At 37.7% G+C, this 18,842-nt stretch carries 14 protein-coding genes; 6 read left to right on the top strand and 8 right to left on the bottom strand.

The window, feature by feature from the left end:
• The 5 genes from FEE95_RS20935 to FEE95_RS20915 are packed head-to-tail and all read right to left on the bottom strand — an operon-like array spanning position 1 to position 8,181.
• Positions 1–5,232 carry a hypothetical protein gene (locus FEE95_RS20935; protein ID WP_138659997.1) on the bottom strand — a complete coding sequence of 1,744 codons (5,232 nt, stop codon included), beginning with the start codon at positions 5,230–5,232 and terminating at the stop codon, positions 1–3.
• A gap of 18 nt (positions 5,233–5,250) precedes the next feature.
• Positions 5,251–5,850 (bottom strand): hypothetical protein, encoded by a 600-nt coding sequence (locus FEE95_RS20930; protein ID WP_138659996.1) that lies wholly within the window; start codon positions 5,848–5,850, stop codon positions 5,251–5,253.
• Between the two features lie 5 nt (positions 5,851–5,855).
• Complete coding sequence (locus FEE95_RS20925) at positions 5,856–6,467, bottom strand: hypothetical protein (RefSeq protein WP_138659995.1); 612 nt, start codon at positions 6,465–6,467, stop codon at positions 5,856–5,858.
• A 1-nt stretch (position 6,468) separates the two neighbouring features.
• Positions 6,469–7,002, bottom strand: a complete 534-nt coding sequence (locus FEE95_RS20920; RefSeq protein ID WP_138659994.1) for an OmpH/Skp family outer membrane protein — start codon at positions 7,000–7,002, stop codon at positions 6,469–6,471.
• Between the two features lie 42 nt (positions 7,003–7,044).
• Positions 7,045–8,181: a hypothetical protein gene (locus FEE95_RS20915; protein WP_138659993.1), complete on the bottom strand. Its 1,137-nt coding sequence runs from the start codon at positions 8,179–8,181 to the stop codon at positions 7,045–7,047.
• A gap of 350 nt (positions 8,182–8,531) precedes the next feature.
• On the opposite strand from FEE95_RS20915, the gene FEE95_RS20910 reads away from it, so the two are divergent.
• From FEE95_RS20910 to FEE95_RS20885, 6 genes are read left to right on the top strand one after another with little or no spacing between them, the layout of a single operon-like run.
• Positions 8,532–8,927 carry a general secretion pathway protein GspG gene (locus FEE95_RS20910; RefSeq protein ID WP_138659992.1) on the top strand — a complete coding sequence of 132 codons (396 nt, stop codon included), beginning with the start codon at positions 8,532–8,534 and terminating at the stop codon, positions 8,925–8,927.
• Positions 8,924–9,409 carry a hypothetical protein gene (locus FEE95_RS20905; protein ID WP_138659991.1) on the top strand — a complete coding sequence of 162 codons (486 nt, stop codon included), beginning with the start codon at positions 8,924–8,926 and terminating at the stop codon, positions 9,407–9,409. Before FEE95_RS20910 ends, FEE95_RS20905 begins: the two co-directional genes overlap by 4 nt.
• A 2-nt stretch (positions 9,410–9,411) precedes the next feature.
• Positions 9,412–10,824 carry a GspE/PulE family protein gene (locus FEE95_RS20900; protein WP_138659990.1) on the top strand — a complete coding sequence of 471 codons (1,413 nt, stop codon included), beginning with the start codon at positions 9,412–9,414 and terminating at the stop codon, positions 10,822–10,824.
• 53 nt (positions 10,825–10,877) lie between these two features.
• Complete coding sequence (locus FEE95_RS20895; RefSeq protein ID WP_138659989.1) at positions 10,878–13,043, top strand: type II secretion system protein GspD; 2,166 nt, start codon at positions 10,878–10,880, stop codon at positions 13,041–13,043.
• Entirely contained in the window at positions 13,043–14,251 is a 1,209-nt protein-coding gene (locus FEE95_RS20890; protein WP_138659988.1) for a hypothetical protein, read from the top strand. Before FEE95_RS20895 ends, FEE95_RS20890 begins: the two co-directional genes overlap by 1 nt.
• Entirely contained in the window at positions 14,238–14,750 is a 513-nt protein-coding gene (locus tag FEE95_RS20885; protein WP_138659987.1) for a hypothetical protein, read from the top strand. Before FEE95_RS20890 ends, FEE95_RS20885 begins: the two co-directional genes overlap by 14 nt.
• 255 nt (positions 14,751–15,005) lie before the next feature.
• Here FEE95_RS20885 and FEE95_RS20880 read toward each other — a convergent pair whose 3' ends face one another.
• Genes FEE95_RS20880 through FEE95_RS20870 form a run of 3 tightly spaced genes read right to left on the bottom strand, consistent with a single transcriptional unit; the run spans position 15,006 to position 18,839 of the window.
• Positions 15,006–15,671, bottom strand: a complete 666-nt coding sequence (locus tag FEE95_RS20880) for an ABC transporter ATP-binding protein (protein ID WP_138659986.1) — start codon at positions 15,669–15,671, stop codon at positions 15,006–15,008.
• Positions 15,672–15,683: 12 nt separating this feature from the next.
• A complete protein-coding gene (locus FEE95_RS20875; protein ID WP_138659985.1) occupies positions 15,684–16,400 on the bottom strand; it encodes a head GIN domain-containing protein in 717 nt (238 codons plus the stop codon).
• Between the two features lie 21 nt (positions 16,401–16,421).
• A complete protein-coding gene (locus FEE95_RS20870; RefSeq protein ID WP_138659984.1) occupies positions 16,422–18,839 on the bottom strand; it encodes an ABC transporter permease in 2,418 nt (805 codons plus the stop codon).
• Positions 18,840–18,842 lie beyond the last annotated feature (3 nt).

Genomic DNA, 18,842 nt, shown 5'->3' with positions numbered 1-18,842 from the left:
TTATTGGTATTTGTAGGAATACTTATTTTCACTAATTCTTTTAAAACCTCCAGAGCCAGGGCCATTAAAGTCCTCAACTTCCGTGTATGTTTTTGATAATCGGCCCGCTTGGTCGTACTCGTATCGCGTTGACATATTGTTGCCTCCGAGAATATGTGTCAATTCGTCCCATTCATTATAGACATAGGAAGTCATGGTAGAAGCGACGGGGTGCAATCTAAAGTCATCAACAAAAGCAGCACCGTTTTCAGAAGTCACATTGACTGTTTGTTGCCCATTGATATCAAAATAGAAGTTCAATTGTACCCATTCACCCGCACGCACTATTTCATTTGTATTAAAGGATATTGGTGCTCCACTATCAATTTGAAGGCGTACATTTTGATGCCCAGCAAATTTTGCCCAAAGGGATGCCTTATAGTTGTTTCGTTTACCCTCGGTAACCGAAACAAGGTACCCTGTTTGTCCTGAGCCTATCTCTAATGAAGCTTTTCCACTATGAACGTTGGATAAATTGGTTTCATGAGTTGCAGTACCTAAGCCTACTTCTCCACCAAAGACGCTGCCGTCAAGGTCTTCGGCACCAGAATAGAACAGTTCTTTGTAACCAGCATTGCCAGTTGCAAACACTTTTTCATTATTGTCTCCCATTTTCGTGGCCAAATAATTGTCATTGATATCCTTGACTTCCAAAGGTGATGACCAATGATTGTATCGTGTAGTTTCGGAAATTTTTTGCCACTGTGTATTCGGCTGCGAATCTCCATACCCCCAACTGAAATCACCACCATTTATAAGACTGCCGAAAGTACCATCAGCCGCTACATCATCTTTCCAAATAAAGGTTTGATGCTTTCTCCAGATGTTATCATCAGTCAATACATCAGAATCATCATAAAAGGTTCTTGGGCTCCATGTATTTACCGAAGCTGCTATTGTCTGCCAGCCAGAAGTCATATTTACATCGCTAATAGTCATGGCGGTTTGTGTCAACATGTGTTTGTTGTTGATATTGTCCGCTTTGCTGCCCATGTCGGTGTACTCTGTATACGCAGGCACTTGTCTTGTTCGGACTTCAGTACCATCCGCTCTTTTTGTTTTTGTAACTCTAAAAGCACCCGTTTGAGGGTCGGCATCTTCGTAAACTTCTGTATCGATAAAGCCACCTATTGTCGTTCTAACCTCAGATACTACACTTGTATAGTCTTCCTTTGTAGATACTGAAACCAGTCTATTTTTCAATACAGGGTTGGCATCATTGCCATCGGTTGAGAAAATAGATTTCATACTTTGGAAGGACTCCGTAACCGAACCTCGACCAGTAATGGCTTTTGCTTCTTCCCCACTCTTATAGAATTTCTGGGTTTTTGACATTAAATGGTTTTCCACATTAAAGGTTTCAATAGATCTAAATTGTCCCACCAATGAGGTGTTCACCTTCAAGTCAATCGACTTAGCATAAGTCTTATTTGCTGTGTCAAAATAATCACCATTACCAGGATCATTGACGTTAGATTCAAATATGGTAATCTCCTCATCTTCTACTTGACCCGTAGCCTGATTCACCTTTTCGGACATGTACTTTAATTTGAGGTTTGGATCAAAAATGTTAAATACAGCATCCAATGTATGAAAGCGATATCTCGTACTTCCCAATTCATTCCCGTTCGTAGATTCCGGTACCATTGTCACATATTCGTACATTACACCAGGACTAGGTAGTTCTGATTGATATGGAACATATTTGACCCCGCTTTCAGGTGCAAAAGATGTTATACCTGACGAAACATAATTTGGGTCATTCTTCTCTCTAGCAGTTCCAGGGTTGTTGTAGTAATATTTAGTCTTATATTCCCGGCCGTTTTCATCAGAAACAATAATACTTTTAGCACGAAGTCCACCACCCTGAATATCTTTGGGGACTTTGTTAGCAAGTAGCTTGTAATTCATTGAAAAACCAAATTGGTTTCCAGAAACCGATGGACATTCTCCTCTTGGTCTTGAAATGAATTGGCTTGAACTCTTGTCAAATTTTAAAAAAGAATGTGTTGGCTGATATGGTATTTCGTTATAAACTACTCTCCAATCATTAGTGTTTGAAAAAAATTCATTATTAATATTTTGAAAGCTCGTACTGAGGATTAGATTCTGTTGTCCCCCAATATTTCTTATATCTTTTACAATAAATCCAGCGTCAAAACCTCCCGGAATATCTATGCTTCCCAATTGATTACTTCCTTGCATGAAGCATAGAGAAAAATCAAAGAATACCCTTTGACCAATTTCAAAAAATTCATTAAAGTCTACAATTAATTCTGACCTTAAATCTTGTGAGTTTTCTATGTAAACTTCGTATTCACAAATACTGGATGAATTGTTACAATTAAAATCAGCTTGTGCAAAACTAATATTCAGATTACTCTGCCATAATTTTCTAGAAAATGCTTCTTGCTCATAGTCGTCTTCTTCATATTCTAATTTTATCTTTCCTCCTGTAGGCGTGGTAATTTCAGTAAGACTCCAATTATCCGGGCCATACTTTTCATAATCGGTTGATCCGTAAATTTGTTCGGCTACCTCTTTTTCATTAATAAAGCCCCAACCGTCTTTTGCTTGGTCTATTTGATAATTCGTTTCCGTAAATTTCTGAGTTCGAAGACCCGCTGGGTAATCCATTTCGTTTTTATAAGCAAAACGATACGGAGGCATATATCCATAATCTCCCTTACCTCTAAAGGCAACCCCAGTTAAAGTCAATTTGCCGCCACCGTAAGCCTCACAGAACAGGGAACTTGGCGTATTTCGAGCAAGTGAATAATTATAGCTAAAGTCAATTACTTTTTGTGCATTTGCGTAATCATAATTTTCAAAATCGGTGATATCATATACATTGCTTTCTTGATGAAGGTCATATCTATAAGAGGTACCGTAGGCACCAGCAAAACCCCCTGCTGAGTTAAACATGGGATTCCAGTTATTCGTATCATCATCATAACCTGGGAAACAGGACCCATCATCCAAGGCAAGAGCAGCATTCTCATTTCGATTAACTTGTACATTTTCGTTTGGCACTATTACTATCTTGTCCAACATGAGTTGATACTCCCTTTTATAACTTAAATTTTCCCCAACTCTTTCAGGATTCCCAGTGATGTCATTTTCAACAAAATCGGTAGAAAATGTATAATTATATGTAGTTTGATTTGTTGAACTGAGTTCATTTGTGCCGTGGGCACCAGTACTATCATAACGAAGATCCTTGACGAAGTAAGCAGTATGACTTCTAGAGACAATCTTATCTAAATAGTACAATTGTTTTCTACCAAATTGATAGTTTCCAAAATCTTTGGTTTCGATATCACCTGCCAAATTCGTGTTGTATTTTTTACCCCCGTAAGGAGAGCGCCATACATAACCATCAGACCATTTACCATGTTCTAAACTTATCCAATACCCATAATCATCATCATCAACTTTATTATCATTATCAACATCGACATAATCAGGTCCTGTTATTGCGGTTAATAGCCAGTGTGTTGCATATTCGGTGTATTGTCGTTTCTCATTTACGTGGTTCTGAGAATTATCTTTTAAAAGGTTTCGTTCAACATGTTCATAGTGGTATACCGGCAAGGAATAATGATAGGTTTTCCCATCAGGCGCCGTTATTTTATATGCACCGATACCATCTGCTGGCCAATTAGCATAATCTGCGTTGTGGGGTCTAGCTATTTTTACCGTAGTACCATCGGCAAGTTGTTGGTTGGTAAAAACTTCTACAAAATTACCCGAACGTTGACGGCCAATATTTGCATTCGTAGCCGACAAGTAATCTCCAAAATCATTAGCCGCACCAGCAGTCAATAGCCTTGAAGGTGTAGCTACATTATCGGTAAATTGTCCATTGAAGTAAAACTTAATGTCATTTGGACCATCTGTTGTAGAGGTCCCAAAGGTCTTTCCACTAGAATCAGCATTATGATAATAGACTCTCATATTTCTACTAGCGTCATCGGTATCATCCCCGGCATAACCTAAACCATATAAGGTCGCATTTTCAAATAGCTTTGGTTGCACCAAACCAGAGATTCCCGCAGCATTTACTGAGTATGAATCATAACTGGCAAAAGAAAAATTGACTTTTTCTCTTTCTTGCGCATAATCTTCTACAAATTCTTCTTCTTTTGCTGGAATTGCCTCTTCATACATATCCGTATAGCGATATCTATTTTGAAAGTCATTGAAAGCATCACCGCCTAAGTCCATATCTGGAGTATTCCCAAATGCATTGTTTGCGTATAGTCCACCATACCCGAGTTTCGGATATGCTTTATCAAGCTTGTAGGTTACTTTACGATATCCAAAAGACAAATTGAATATCCAAATTTGAACAGGGATGAAAAACCCTTTACTATCAATATCATAATCTCCGGAAGAGTAGCTTCCTAAAGAAAGTCCACCACCAGCACCGGCTTGACCCTTGTCAAAGGCAGTATTGTTGGCATAACCTCCAGAAAAAGAAAAAGATCCTCCAGATTCTGAAATACTATATCCCAGACTTGCACGAGCACCACTACTATGACCAAGTCCTACCCCAATATTTGTTGAAGTTGGCCCTCCATTTACATTACCTGACACTCCAATACCTAGTGAGCCTCCAAAATTTCCACCTCCAGCACTTAATCCAACACCAGCGCTATACGCGCCGTCTGTGGCAATACTAGCGTTTACGAACATAAAACTGCCGTAAACCGATCCCGAAAGACTTTTGTTCGATCCCCATGATATACCAACACCTACTTCAGCAGCTTGTGATATACCAACACCAACATTGATATTATAAAATTCCTCAGAGTCTTGGAAATAGATAAAATCTAACGATTTTCCATCGTTCCAGTCATCTGGGGTGCCGCTCACGCTTCGGCTAATAGCCCCCGCATTGACATTCCAACCTAGACCGGTCCAACTTGACTCCATATCAAGAGGAACACCTGCATGGTATGAAAGTGTTAATGGAAAACCTTGCATATCCATTAGTGGCAGAACGTAACTGACATCTCCACTCAATAGGTTTACCATATCCGTGGCGTCTACTGGCTCAAAAGAGGCCGCTTCAGGGGCGTTGGGTCCATTATTCGATGCAAACAAATAGTTTACAGGAAACATACTTGGCATGAACGTAAGGACTAAAAAAATCGCCATTACCTTATGTGAAAATTTGGTCTTTCTCATCTTTAATCGTTGGTTATTTTATTTGCATTCTTTATTGTAGAATGCCACTATTTGTTGAATATCTTTTTTTTTGTATTCCTTGTTTTCAATCTTTTGAACCAAAACCGGACAGTCTTTAAAAAACTCTGATACCGCCTTTTTGAAGTTCTTTGTAAATAATTGATTTGATCCCAAATGCGTAGGTAATTCATCATCTATAGATTTTACAAAAAGATGATTTATATTATTGGTATGGCCCATTGTCATTACCCCTCCACCACTTCCGGGCATTGTTGAAGGCGCATAGTAGGTTCTTACCAAACTATATAGGTTTACCTTACCTTTCTCCAATTGCCTAACGACTTGATAAAGGTTTTCCTCAAGTAATAAATACACATAAACCGCATTAATATTATCTTTCGACAAATCAAGTTTTTCCAATTCTGAAAAATGATATTTGACTTTTTTATCGTCTTTCGAGGTTCTGTACTTTATGATCTCGGTTCCATTGAATTTAATCTGGCCTTTTTTTACCTCTCCATTCTTAAAGTAAAGAGTTCCACTATTCCACTGAGCATTTGCTCCGAAATAGGAAAACATAAATACTACCAATGCTATTTGAGCTAGACGAGATTTCATCCTATTTAAAAACTTAATTGAGGTTCATTTTTAAGTATATCAGAAGGAATTTTAAAGCCAACTTCACCAGTCCTCATACCGATATCCTCAATGGTAAAATGAACATATTCACCAGTCAACAGTTTTTCATCCTTTGGATAAACGAACATGATATTAGTGGCTCCACCCATGCCATATTCTCGAGGGTAGATATAGTCCAAAAGCTCTACGCTATCCTTTTTCTGACTGAGTAGGTGTACTTTATCACTCATTCCAAAAGCCAATTGATTGACCATTGCTCCAAATTCAGCACGACTATTCGACATGCTACTCAACACTTCTTTGTTATTTTTGGACAACGATAAATTGAAATACAGGTATTGCTCATATCTCTGGCGTAAACTGTCAATTTCAGCCTTTGACATTTCCTCAGTCAGTTCTTGACTGACCAACATATCGGTTGGGCGATAGCTTATTGAAAAATCTATACCGTTGACCGATTTGTGTTGTGTATACCCATTATCAGTATCGGCTACATAAGCCATCAGTCCTTCTCTTGAATCGAAAGTTCTATTCGCGCATGATCCAAGAATCAACGAAAATCCAATACCAAGGAAGATGTGTTTGATATAGCTCATATTAATTTCCTGCGTATTGTGCGTTTAAACCAATCAACACTTCTGAAGTTAAATCAGATGCATCTTCAGCATACATGATGTTACCGCTACCACCTGCACCAAAAATGATTGGGTAGCCATGGTTTTTGCCATATTCTTTTACATAGTCATTAATATCATTGACAACCGTTTGGGTCATCTTTTGATCTTCTTCTTGAATTTGCTTTTGAATGGCTTGTTGGTAGTTGTTCAACTGCTGTTGCTTGTTATTTAATAACTCCTGTTTTAGTTCAACTTCTTTCTTTGACATCGAAGCCCTTTCCTTTTCATAAGCTTTCAATTCTGACTGCCAGTTGGTGACTAAACTATCTACATTCGCTTTTAAGACTTTAGTTTTTTTGGCAAAGGCTTCCCTTTCGGCCATAGTTCGGTTGTATCCTTCCAAAAGCTTGTTTACATCAACATAAACTAGTTCAGAATTTGATTGTAAAAGAAAATAAGATGCAACACTGGCTATTAGAGCCAATACCGCAATGGGTAATGCTAATTTGCTCATTTGAAATAAAAGTTTAGTTAGTAATTCGTAGTTAGTTAGAGACTACTGTTGGTTTTCCAATTCGAGAATTCTGGTTTCGAGTTCTTTCTGGTCTTTATTCTGTTGGATGATATACAGGGTCAATTCTTCAATTTTCTCTAAGAGCAATTTGTTCATTTCACCTAATTGCACTCCATTGGATTCTATTGCTTCAGCTGAAGGAATATTTATCAAATGACCCTTTTCTTTAATATGTCTTTCAACTTCTTCCAAAGAAGGCAAAACATAATCATCGGCAAAAACATAGTCAGCCCACCCTGTTTCTACTTTAATTTCTTTTGCACGAATGTTTCCGTTTACTGCCAGTTTCCAAGCACCAGGATTTCCTGTTCCAATACCTACATTTCCGTCTACATAATTCAAATCGCTTCCATCAACGTTCCAAACGGTATTTGCTGTGCTGACAGGGCTTAGAATCGAAGTAATCGATGGCATTTGGCTATTGATTTCATAAAGTGTGGGGGCGTAGAAAAAAATTTCATCTGCTGCATTCGCATTCTGTACTTGTATGTTTAAAATTCGCATTCGAACCGCGTTCGGGTCAAATTTGAAGTCAGTCAAACTTAGGCTTGTGACAGCATTACCAAATTGGTCATATACCATACTTTGGGTAGGGTTATTTGCTAAGTCATACGTACTTTCGTGAATAAAGCCAACAAAGAGATACCACTCATCCAAACTTGGTAAATCACCATTTACACAATAGGGTGCAGCTACCGTATTTCCGTTGGCATCCAAAACCATTTTGTTTGTGCCTGCGTCATATACCTGGGGGCCAAGTAAAACTTTTCCGTCAAACGAGTTTTGCTTTTTTACCCATACGGTAAAACGATATGATTTGGAAATATCAGGATTAAAGAATGCACTAATAGGTCCACCATCTTGGTTTTCACCCTGCCCAGTATTGAGATTAGCAACCCCTTTCCATAAAGTGACCATATTATTATGTGGCCCCATACCGATTTCAACGGTATTGACCGCACCAAAATTTGCACCGTAGGGAGCAAAATATCGAGGTAAGTTGGTACTAGGATTAATATCTCCCCAAGAGGAATTCTGTATTAGATTAGTTTGCCCAAATGAAAATAGGGTACATAAAAAGAGTGCTAATACCGCCAAAAGGCCGCTTAGATTTTTCATAATTCTGGTTTTAAAGTTGAAATTGAAGTTGGCGACAGCACCCAAAGTATTGGCTGCTAGATTGTTAAATAAGGACATTAGTTATTAGAATTTGGTTGATTGAAATATTTGAAATAATTCAAAAACAGATTTTCTTAATATTTACATAGTTAGGACGAAAAATCTGTAATTCAATTCAGCAATACTACGTTCTACTTTCAGAATTAGTATAAAAATGTTGTCAGCTAAGACGACTTTGTTGTGAAATCATAATTATTTGATGCGAACGAAAAATCGATAAACAGTACATAATATTCGATAAAATAAACAGTTATTATATGACTTAATTTAACCGAATTAAAGTCAAAAATATGAAGAAAGTCCCTTCTCTAAATTTACAGGAAACCCTTATCGCTCTCGCTATTGTCGGTATTCTATTGCTTCTAGCGCTTCCTAATTTAATGCCATTGATTACCAAAGCAAAAGCAGTTGAAGCTCAAACACAGCTAAAAGCAATTTATAATGCGCAAACCACGCATAACTATATGTATAGTAAATACTCGGTTGATTTTAACGAGTTGGACTTTGTTGCTCCCAAGACCGTAAAGGAAAATGGTACTGCGAATTATCGCTATGAAATTGTAAGTGCAGATAATGCTACTTTCAAGGCAAGGGCAGAAGCCGTTACCGACTTTGATGGCGATGGTGTACTGAACGTTTGGGAGATAGACGAACAGGGCAGCCCCAAGCAAATTATCAAAGATTGATACTCCTACTAAAAATAACATTGGTGCTTGTATGTGCCCTAATAGCATTCCAAGATTTTAAGGAACGAATGGTTTCTTGGATACTCTTCCCTGTGATTGGATTCTTACTTGGTTTGTTATATATATGGAATACGTCATTCGAACAATTCTACCCTTTCGTATTTACCAACATGCTTTTGATTACAGGAATTGTTTTGGCGCTTTTTGTATACACCAAGTATGTAGCACAAATGAAATTTCTTAACGTTAGTTTTGGTCTTGGCGACTTGTTGTTCTTCTATGCATTTGCCTTAGGTTTCCCTACCATAACCTTTCTCATCTTGTTTGTGGGAGCAATATTATTTTCATTAATCGTATTTCTAGTTTCTAAAGGAAAACAGGAAAAAGATACTATCCCCTTAGCAGGTCTCATGGGATCCTTTTTGATTGTTGTGACCCTAGTGAGTTTTTTTCCTAATACCCCATCTTTATACATAGTGTAGCCATGCAATTAGAAACCTACAACATACCTACTGACCTTCAACAAAAAATAACCGCTGAACAAGCGTTTCATTATCGCATCGTACCTATTATGGATACCGACGGAGGAATTATACTAAAAACGGATAGTGACGCACTTAAGGAATTATTGGCGGAATTAAAGATTGTTTTGGACACGCCAGTCGTTTTAGAAAAATGTGATAAGGAAGAATTGCAACGGTACTTGTCGTCTAATTATAGACAAACGAAACAAAAGACCAATACCCAGCTTACCTATACAAATGATTTTTTAGAAAAAATATTAATCGATGCCAAACAAGTAGGAAGCAGTGATATCCATTTTGAGCCCTATGAGAAGAGATGTCGTGTTCGTTTTCGATTGGATGGCAAGTTGATTGAACAGTTTACCATTCCACAAGAGGAATATCCTATGATAGTCAATAAGGTTAAGATCAAAGCAGATCTTGATATTGCCGAAAAGCGCCTTCCACAAGATGGCCGTATTTCGATAAATACAAATGGTAATGAGTTTGACATAAGAGTATCTACCTTGCCTATTCTTCATGGGGAAAAACTGGTACTACGTATTCTTAGTAAAGACAGTACCATCATTGACTTAGAACGAGTGGGGCTTTCCGAAAAGGAATTGCTGAACTATCGTGAGGGCTTGAAACAGCCCAGCGGAATTATCTTGATATCGGGACCTACGGGTTCAGGAAAGACCACCACACTATATGCAACATTAAAAGAACTCAATACTGAAGGGGACAATATCCTCACCTTGGAAGATCCTATCGAATATACTTTGGATGGCATCAATCAAGTTCAACTTAAAGAAAATATAGGTTTGGATTTTGTCCGAACCTTGAAGACTTTTTTACGCCAAGATCCCGACACCATTATGATTGGGGAGATTCGGGATGCCGATACTGCGAATGTCGCCATTCGAGCAGCTCAGACAGGGCATCTTGTTTTGTCCACTATACATACGAATTCTTCTTGGGGCACAATTTCCAGATTAATCGATATGGGTGTTCCATCGTTTTTAATTGCCAGCACACTTAACATGAGCATAGCGCAACGTTTGGTACGAAAGCTCTGCAATGATTGTAAAAAGGAAAGTGTGATTGACACCAAATTGTTTCCACAGGGTTTTGAAATTCCTAAGGACTTAAAATCTCATTACGCCGCCGTGGGATGCAATACTTGTCACCATACCGGCTACCATGGTCGAAAAGCGATTTATGAAATATTACCGATTAGCAAAGACCTTATGGTTCCTATTCGGGACAATCATTTGGAGATTGATAATCAGTTAAAAGAAAAAGGGATAATGACCCTAAAGGACAATGCCCTAAATCTTATAAAATCTGGGCTCACTTCTATTGAAGAAGTGTATTCATTACTAACCAACTAGGCCCAGAAAGGGTTTAAAATAATCGACCTGTTCACCAACAGACCCAACCAAAAATGAAAAACCTATTATTAATAATAAGCCTTCTGATAACCTTTAGCATCACTGCTCAGGAATCGCAACGCATTCAACAGATTCAAAACAATTTGGAACTATTGTCTGTTGAAAATTCAGAGTTAAAGGAAAATCTGAAGTTGGAAATCAACGTGAGCAATGTGACGTTACCAAACTTTTTGTTGGCTGTTTCTAAGGTCCATCAGCTCAACATGTCCGTTTCACCAGATATTGCAAACATTAGTATTGTCAACAATTTTTCAAATGTCACGGTTAGCGATTTATTGGTTTACCTCTGCAAAGAGTATCAGCTTGATATAGAATTTACAGGAAATATATTGTCCATAAAACAATTTTCACCTCCAATAGAAATTCCAAAGGAAAAGGAAATCTTGGTTACTTACCAACCAAGCGGGGAACTTATTTCTTTAGATATTCAGAACGACCCCTTAGAAAAGGTGTTTCGAAAAATAATGGATGTTACAGGAAAAAACTTGTTGTATTCCAACGGGCTTGAAATGAATTCCCTTAACGCTTATCTCTCCGGAGTTCCTTTCGATGTTGCCATGGAAAAATTAGCTTCCACAAATGGAATGGTTTTTTCAAAATCGAAAGATGGTTTCTATTTGTTCGATAGCTTTCAAGGGAGCTCGCAAAACTCCTCAAAATCTCAACGTAGACTTACAAGAAATAACACAGGTTATCAAGTACTGGATACTTTAAGAAAGGTATTGGATGTAGATTTTAAAAACAAACCGATAGCATCTATTATCAATGATTTACGATATGATTTGAAACTCGATATCTATACCGCTACTCCATTAGAACAGGCAGGAAATGTGACTTTTAACGCCCAAGGCATCTATTTCGATGACTTATTAGAACATATTTTTGCTGGGAAAGGGGCAAGTATACAAGCTCCTCAGAATAACGGTGGAAATAACTCAAATCGAAACTCCCGTCCAAATAATGCTCCAATAGCGCAAAGTTTACCAAGTAATTTCACTTATAAAAAGGAAAACAATATCTATTTCTTCGGTACTGCGGATCAACTTAGTCTTCGCAAAATAGAGGTCGTACAAATGATGCACCGCTCCGTAGAACTATTAGGTGATCCTTCTCAATCAGGGGGGACCCGAACATCAGGTAGAACCTCATCAGGTGGGGTGAATTACTTCGGAAATGGCTCACAAGGTGGGCAGCAAGGTGGCGTTGGAAATAATAGAAGATCAATAAATACCCAGTCATCGAATGGTTTTGGTGATTATCAGGATAATGCAGAAGCAATAGTAAGCATACTACCCGATGAGATTAAATCGGAACTAGATATCCGGGTAGATTATGAACTGAACAGTTTCTTTGTCAGTGGGCCTTCAGCCAACATCAATCGATTCAAGAAGTTCATAGAAAAAATTGATAAACCTGTACCTGTCGTGCTAATCGAGGTAATGATTATCGAAGTTAAAAAATCAGCTACGGTTGAAACCGGAATCAGCTGGGGTATCGGAGATGCACCGGTAAACACTTCTGGAAAGTTATTTCCCGATGCCAATGTCAATCTAGGTGCCAGCACAGTAAACAAAATAATAGGTGGATTTGATGGTTTTGGTTCTTTCAACATGGGTAGGGTAATTCCCGAGTTTTTTGCCAATATCAAGGCCATGGAGGAAAATGGAAATCTTAAAATCCGTTCTTCTCCCAAATTGTCAACTTTGAATGGACATAGAGCGAACCTATCCATCGGTGAGACCACTTATTATGTGGTGACCAATCAGAACTTTTTCGGTTCGCAGATTCCAACAACTTCTGAGGTCCGAAACTACCAGCCCATTGATGCCGAGCTTGCCATCAGCATAAAACCCCTAGTATCCGGTGACGGGCAAGTGACTTTAGACATCAATGTAATACAATCTGATTTTAATGGCGAACGTATCGAAGATGATGCCCCTCCGGGATTGACCTCTCGAGAGTTTAGTTCTATTATACGAATGCAAAACCAAGACCTAGCCATTCTAGGTGGGTTGGAAGAAAAAGTAAAAAACGACTCTGGGAATGGAGTACCCTTGTTAGCGAGAGTACCCGTTATTAAGTGGTTGTTTAGCAAAAGAAAGCGGGAAGATTCTAAGCAAAAATTGACAATCCTTATCAAACCCACTGTTATTTATTAATGGTAAAAAAACTACGTACATATCTAAAAGAAGGGTTTACTTATTCAGGTCTGGAGATTTCCGAATCTGAAAAAGGTGAAGCCTATTACCTTTTGGAACTTAAAAAAAGTAAAGGCGAACTGTTGATTACCAACAAAAAGGAGCTGGAATCCTTGGATGCACTTCCTTCCTCCATTCAAAAGAAATATCCCATATTTTTATGCATTAACACCTCAGATATTCTAATGAAAAAAGTAGACTTCAACAACAACACGAATGTTGAGGCGATTGTATATCAAGCATTTCCAAATATTGATTTAAACAACTTTTACTATGAAGTTATTCAGAAAGAAAAATCACCGGTTGTTACATTATCGAGAAGGGAATCTGTTGATTCCATTCTTAGGCAATTGCAAGAGTTAAAAGTCAAAATCTCTACCTTCTCTTTAGGAGTCTCAGCTTTGACAAATGTCATACCATATTTGGAAGAAGAAACCATGATTGTTTCTAACCATGAAATAAACATAATAAACAAGACGATTGAAAGCTTAACTCTCGCCAAAGCGGAAAACAAAAGACTTTATAAAATCAATGGTCTAGAACTATCAAGTTCCTATCTTTTATCTTTTTCCCAAATTCTTGGTAATTTGAATCAAAGTGCAAGAAGCACGAATTTTATTGAAGTTACTGAGAACCTCAAATGGGAGTTTAGGAACTTCCGGATATTTAATCAGGTTTTAAAATTTTCTCTGGTATTCTTTATTGTCTTGCTGTTAGGAAACTTCTTTGCATACAATTCCTATCATGAAGAAGTCGGCCATTTGAATGCCGCTATGGAAGCGACCAGTTCAAAAAAAGACGAATTGACGTTTTTGGACGCCTCGGTAAAAAGAAAACAAGAACGCGTTGAAACTTTAAGTAAATCTTCAAATTCTAAGGCGACTTATTATTTGGATTTATTCGCACAACGTATTCCGACTTCCATTTTATTAAGTGATATCAAATACCAACCCTTGGCCAAACCCGTCCGGGAAAACAAACCTATTTTGCTGGAAGAAGGAACTATGCTAGTATCCGGTATTTCAAAAGACGTAAATGCTTTTTCATTTTGGGTGGAAGAACTTGAAAAAGAAGAATGGATAAATTCCGTAGAGACCCTGGATTATGATTATGCAGGAAAGAGCACCTCGAATTTTTTAATCGAAATAGGATTCCATGAAGATAGATAATCGAAATAAGTTATTGTTTATCGGCATAGTGGTCTTGTTATTTGCAAGCTATTATCTTGCAATTAATAAAACCGTTTTGTTACGCAACGAATCGAAACGCCTCGATACGCAAGTGGAGCAGTTCAAGGATATTCCAAATAAGTTGGCAATACTAAGCCAAAAGGATGTACACTATGACTCCATACTAGGTAAAATGGATTTGGTTGATACTTCTATTCAGAACAACTTACTTCGTACCATTAACCAAGAAGCAAGCAAAAACAACATCAAAGTAATGGACTTCAACCAACCTCATCTTTATGAAATGGGAGAAAATAGCCTATATACTTATAGTTTCAATCTCAATGGGAACTATACCGACATCTTGAAGGTCATTCATACCATAGAACAAAAAGGTAACTTTGGGGAAATCGTTCATATTGACTTTCAGAAGAAAAAAAACTATAGATCCAACAAATACAATTTGGGCGCTACTGTTTTTGTACAGCAGGTGAAGTGATTTCGCAAACCTTTCTAATTCGAATTTTAATCGGTATTTTTGATTAAATAAGTTGTTCAATCAGCGTATACGATACCGTATACGGTTTTAATAAAAAAAGCGTCGAAAAGGCCTAAAACAGGGAGTTTTTTCAAACTCATAACCCGAAGGTCGCTGGTTCGAGTCCAGTCCCCGCTACTAATAAAGCTTCAAGGAAACTTGGAGCTTTTTTTGTTTGGTTCTAATCCGACTAACTTTGAATTGCAAAAAGTACTGTTAAACTTTTCGACCGTCCAAAAGATTAATAATCCTTGAACCATACGCCGCGTTTTGCTCAGAGTGTGTCACCTGAATAATTGTGACACCATCTTCCTCATTGAGTTTTTTGAAAAGCTGCATAATTTCCTCACTCTGCTGCGAATTTAGATTCCCTGTTGGTTCATCTGCCAATATAAGTTTAGGGTTTGCTACTAGCGCTCTTGCAACACCAACTAATTGCTGTTGCCCACCACTTAACTGCGAAGGAAAAAGATCCTTTTTGCCTACGATATTGAATCTATCAAGCATATCGGCCACTATAGCTTTTCGTTCTGAGCCTTTGAACTTTTTGTATAATAATGGCATTTCAAGATTCTCCTTTACGGTAAGATCATCTAACAAATGATAGGATTGAAATACAAATCCGATATATTCTTTATACAAATTTGCACGATGTTTTTCTTTAAGAGTGTGTACTGATTCGTGCAAGAAATTGTATTCTCCCTCATCAAATGTATCTAGCATTCCAATAACATTGAGCAGTGTAGATTTTCCAGAACCAGAGGGGCCCATAACTGAGATAAATTCTCCTTCTTCAACTTCAAGGTTAATGTCCTTTAAAAGGAAGATTCGTTGACCTCCTGAATTGACCCATTTGAAAATATTGTTTAGTTGTAGTAGCATTGTATTTTGGTATTAATTTCTGGAAACATTTCCAGATCCAGAAGTTTTTGTATTTATTTTTTTTGGATTTCCTTTATATCTAATATTACCGGAGCCTGAGACCCTTGACACAAGAGATTCGTTTACTGTAGTCTCCACATCAGAAGAACCAGATAGTTCAAAGGTGGCTTTATTTACCTCTAAATCAAAAGCTTTTACATTGGAAGATCCTGAAGAGCGTACCCTGAGTTCTTCGGAGTTACCCTTTACTCGAATATTGCTCGAACCCGATGTCTGAACCGATACATATTCAGTTTCTACTGTCAAATCTATATTTCGCGCACCTGATACCTGGATATCTAGTCTGTTAGTTCTTAGCGTTTTTTTTCCAATAAAATTTCCGGATCCCGAAAGCCGAATCAAATCTATTTCATCAACGGGAATAGTGATAAAAACCCCTTCTCCACGTGAAGGAATAAGCGTTTTATTTCTTATCGATTTTATATACAGTGTACCACTTTTGACCTCGGTTTCGATGTGGTCCAAAATGTTGTTTTCCCCTCTTAGGGTTAAATTTCCTTCTTGACCATTGACCAATTCTACCTCGTAAAAACCAGATACGGCAATACCGTCATAATCATTTGTGGTTCTTTCAATAGTCACGACGTTGCCGTTGCCCTTGATTCTTTTTTGGGCAAAGGTCGCTGTTATAAAGAGTAATGTCAGCAGTACCGCTGTTGCTTTTTTCATATCGTTCTCATTTATTTTTCCTTATTCATCTCTTAATGATTCTACCGGATTGGTAACTGCTGCTCTAAAACTCTGCCAGCTAACCGTTATCAAAGCGATAACTAAAGCTGTTGCTCCCGCAAGGGCAAACACCCACCAACTCATCGCTGTTTTATAGGCAAAGCCCTCCAACCATTTGTTCATGGCAAACCATGATATTGGGATTGCGATGATGAAAGCGATTCCGACCCATTTGACAAAATCTACATTGAGAAGGGATAGTATTTGAATAATACTGGCACCATTAACCTTACGCACCCCTATCTCTTTTTTTCTTTGAATGCAGCTATACGATGTTAAACCGAATAGGCCCATTGAGGCTATGAGAATGGCCATGATTGTAAAAATTTGGAAGGCCGAACCAAAAGCCCTGTCTTCATTATATTGAGCTTCGAAATTTTGATCTAAGAACGTATAGTTGAAGGTGCTTTTAGGGAAAATTTCTTTCCATTTACTTTCAATCTGTGAAATTGCGTTTGAAATATTTGCGGTTGACAAATTGCTTTGGTTGAGTTTTACAAGAAGATTGTCTCCGTTGGATTCATAACGCAAGAGCATGGGCTCTATATCAGTCTTTAATCCGAAATGGTGATAATCTTTCACAACGCCGGAAATGACCCAATCCGAATTAAAAAATTTTACCGTTTTATTAACCGCTTCCTCCATCTTGGAAATTCCCATGAACCGAACAAATTTTTCGTTCATGACAATCTGATTGCTATTACCTTTTGAATTTACTTTAAATGGTTCGCCAGCTACGAATTCCATATTCATCAATTCAAAATAATTTGGGTCAACGCTATAGTTATAGGTTATTCTCTTTTCATCTCGTCTTCCATCAGGGAACGTTATACCCACACTTGAGTTTAAATCATCGTATCCCCCACCAGGGTATGTTCTTGCACCTGCGGTACTTTCTACAAAAGGAAATTTTTCCAATTCATTTTTGAATGTTTTTAGCTTGCCAGCAAATAAGGAATCTGGCATAGTGTTCAATACCTGACCGCTTAGTGCAACAACTTGGTTCAGGTCGGCTCCAATAGGTTGGTCTTGTAAAAATTTGATTTGCTTTGTAACGATAATTGTGCTTATGAGTAGAACAATCGTGGCCAAAAATTGACCCATTATGAGTGTTTTTCTAATTGTAATACCGCTTCTTGAAGTACGTATTTTTCCTTTCAACGCTCTTGCGGGGGAGTAACCACTTAAAATGAATGCGGGGTATATTCCTGATAAAACGGTTCCGAATAAGATAAAACCTGCCATGGGAAGAAATTCTTTTACACTAACAAAACCCAATGACAAGGTTTTGTCAACATAACTGCTAAAAATGGGTAAAACCATAACCACAATAAAAATGGCAATAGTAATGGCTACTAAATTGAGTAATAAAGATTCTAGCAGTGATTGCAGAACTATTTGGGGTTTTTGCGCACCCGCTACTTTTCGAATTCCGGTTTCCTTGGCTCTTTCCAAAGACTTAGCTGTTGAAAGATTAACATAATTCAACCAAGAAAGAACAATAATAATCAACGCAATAGCTAAGAGAAAATTTATCCTACTTGCACTTCCGTTGGACTCAGCCTCATAAGGTTTGTCTGAATAGAGGTGAATGTCTTCTAGAGGTTCAATATTGTGTCTTTCAAATTGGAGACCATCTACTTTGAAGTCCATTATTTTCTTCTTCAAGAGATTGGCATCAGCCAAGGGGTCAAGTTGTAAGTATGTGAAATAGATATTCTGGTTCCAGGTGTAATCCCAATCACCTTCAAATGATTTCCATGTATAAAAAGTTTTAAAAGAGATTAAAAAATCATTTTTGATATGTGTATTCCGTAAGTCATCTTCTAGGATTCCGGTAACCGTAAATGCCGGACTGTCATTATCAAATACCTTCAAAGATTTGCCCATAGGTACTTCGGACCCAAATATTTTTTTTGCCAAAGACTTTGTCAGTACTATTGAGTAAGGTTCGGACAGGGCTTGATTAACATCTCCTTTTTCCAATTCACGATCGAAAATTTCAAAATAACTAGGATCCGACAAGGATCCTTTGTTTTCATCAAAAACAATGTTGTCACGCATAAGAACAACCCCGTTCATATGTCTTAGCCGTACAAAATCCAATACTTCCGGAAACTCCTCCTTGAGTGTAGGTGCACTTACGATATATGCGTTTGCGTCACCTTCTACCCATTCACCACCTTCCAAATAGTCCATATAAAGACGATGCACATTCTCAGAACCTTCGAACTTGTCATAGCTTTTTTCATGATTCACATATAGCATAATTAGAACAAAGGATGCAATTCCAATTGCCAATCCGAAGATATTGATGAAGGAATATAACTTGTTCTTGAGTAAATAGCGAGTAGCGATTTTTAAGAAGAGTTTATACATAGC

It is taken from the genome of Maribacter algarum (ex Zhang et al. 2020), assembly GCF_005885635.1.
Classification (GTDB): Bacteria; Bacteroidota; Bacteroidia; order Flavobacteriales; family Flavobacteriaceae; genus Maribacter_C; species Maribacter_C algarum.
This window is presented reverse-complemented; position numbering and strand designations above follow the sequence as displayed.

Coding starts and splice junctions, on each gene's coding strand:
- FEE95_RS20890 (WP_138659988.1), top strand. CDS start 13,043: ATGGTAAAAAAACTACGTACATATCTAAAAGAAGGGTTTACTTATTCA.
- FEE95_RS20935 (WP_138659997.1), bottom strand. CDS start 5,232: ATGAGAAAGACCAAATTTTCACATAAGGTAATGGCGATTTTTTTAGTC.
- FEE95_RS20915 (WP_138659993.1), bottom strand. CDS start 8,181: ATGAAAAATCTAAGCGGCCTTTTGGCGGTATTAGCACTCTTTTTATGT.
- FEE95_RS20875 (WP_138659985.1), bottom strand. CDS start 16,400: ATGAAAAAAGCAACAGCGGTACTGCTGACATTACTCTTTATAACAGCG.
- FEE95_RS20910 (WP_138659992.1), top strand. CDS start 8,532: ATGAAGAAAGTCCCTTCTCTAAATTTACAGGAAACCCTTATCGCTCTC.
- FEE95_RS20920 (WP_138659994.1), bottom strand. CDS start 7,002: ATGAGCAAATTAGCATTACCCATTGCGGTATTGGCTCTAATAGCCAGT.
- FEE95_RS20930 (WP_138659996.1), bottom strand. CDS start 5,850: ATGAAATCTCGTCTAGCTCAAATAGCATTGGTAGTATTTATGTTTTCC.
- FEE95_RS20895 (WP_138659989.1), top strand. CDS start 10,878: ATGAAAAACCTATTATTAATAATAAGCCTTCTGATAACCTTTAGCATC.
- FEE95_RS20925 (WP_138659995.1), bottom strand. CDS start 6,467: ATGAGCTATATCAAACACATCTTCCTTGGTATTGGATTTTCGTTGATT.
- FEE95_RS20870 (WP_138659984.1), bottom strand. CDS start 18,839: ATGTATAAACTCTTCTTAAAAATCGCTACTCGCTATTTACTCAAGAAC.
- FEE95_RS20900 (WP_138659990.1), top strand. CDS start 9,412: ATGCAATTAGAAACCTACAACATACCTACTGACCTTCAACAAAAAATA.
- FEE95_RS20885 (WP_138659987.1), top strand. CDS start 14,238: ATGAAGATAGATAATCGAAATAAGTTATTGTTTATCGGCATAGTGGTC.
- FEE95_RS20880 (WP_138659986.1), bottom strand. CDS start 15,671: ATGCTACTACAACTAAACAATATTTTCAAATGGGTCAATTCAGGAGGT.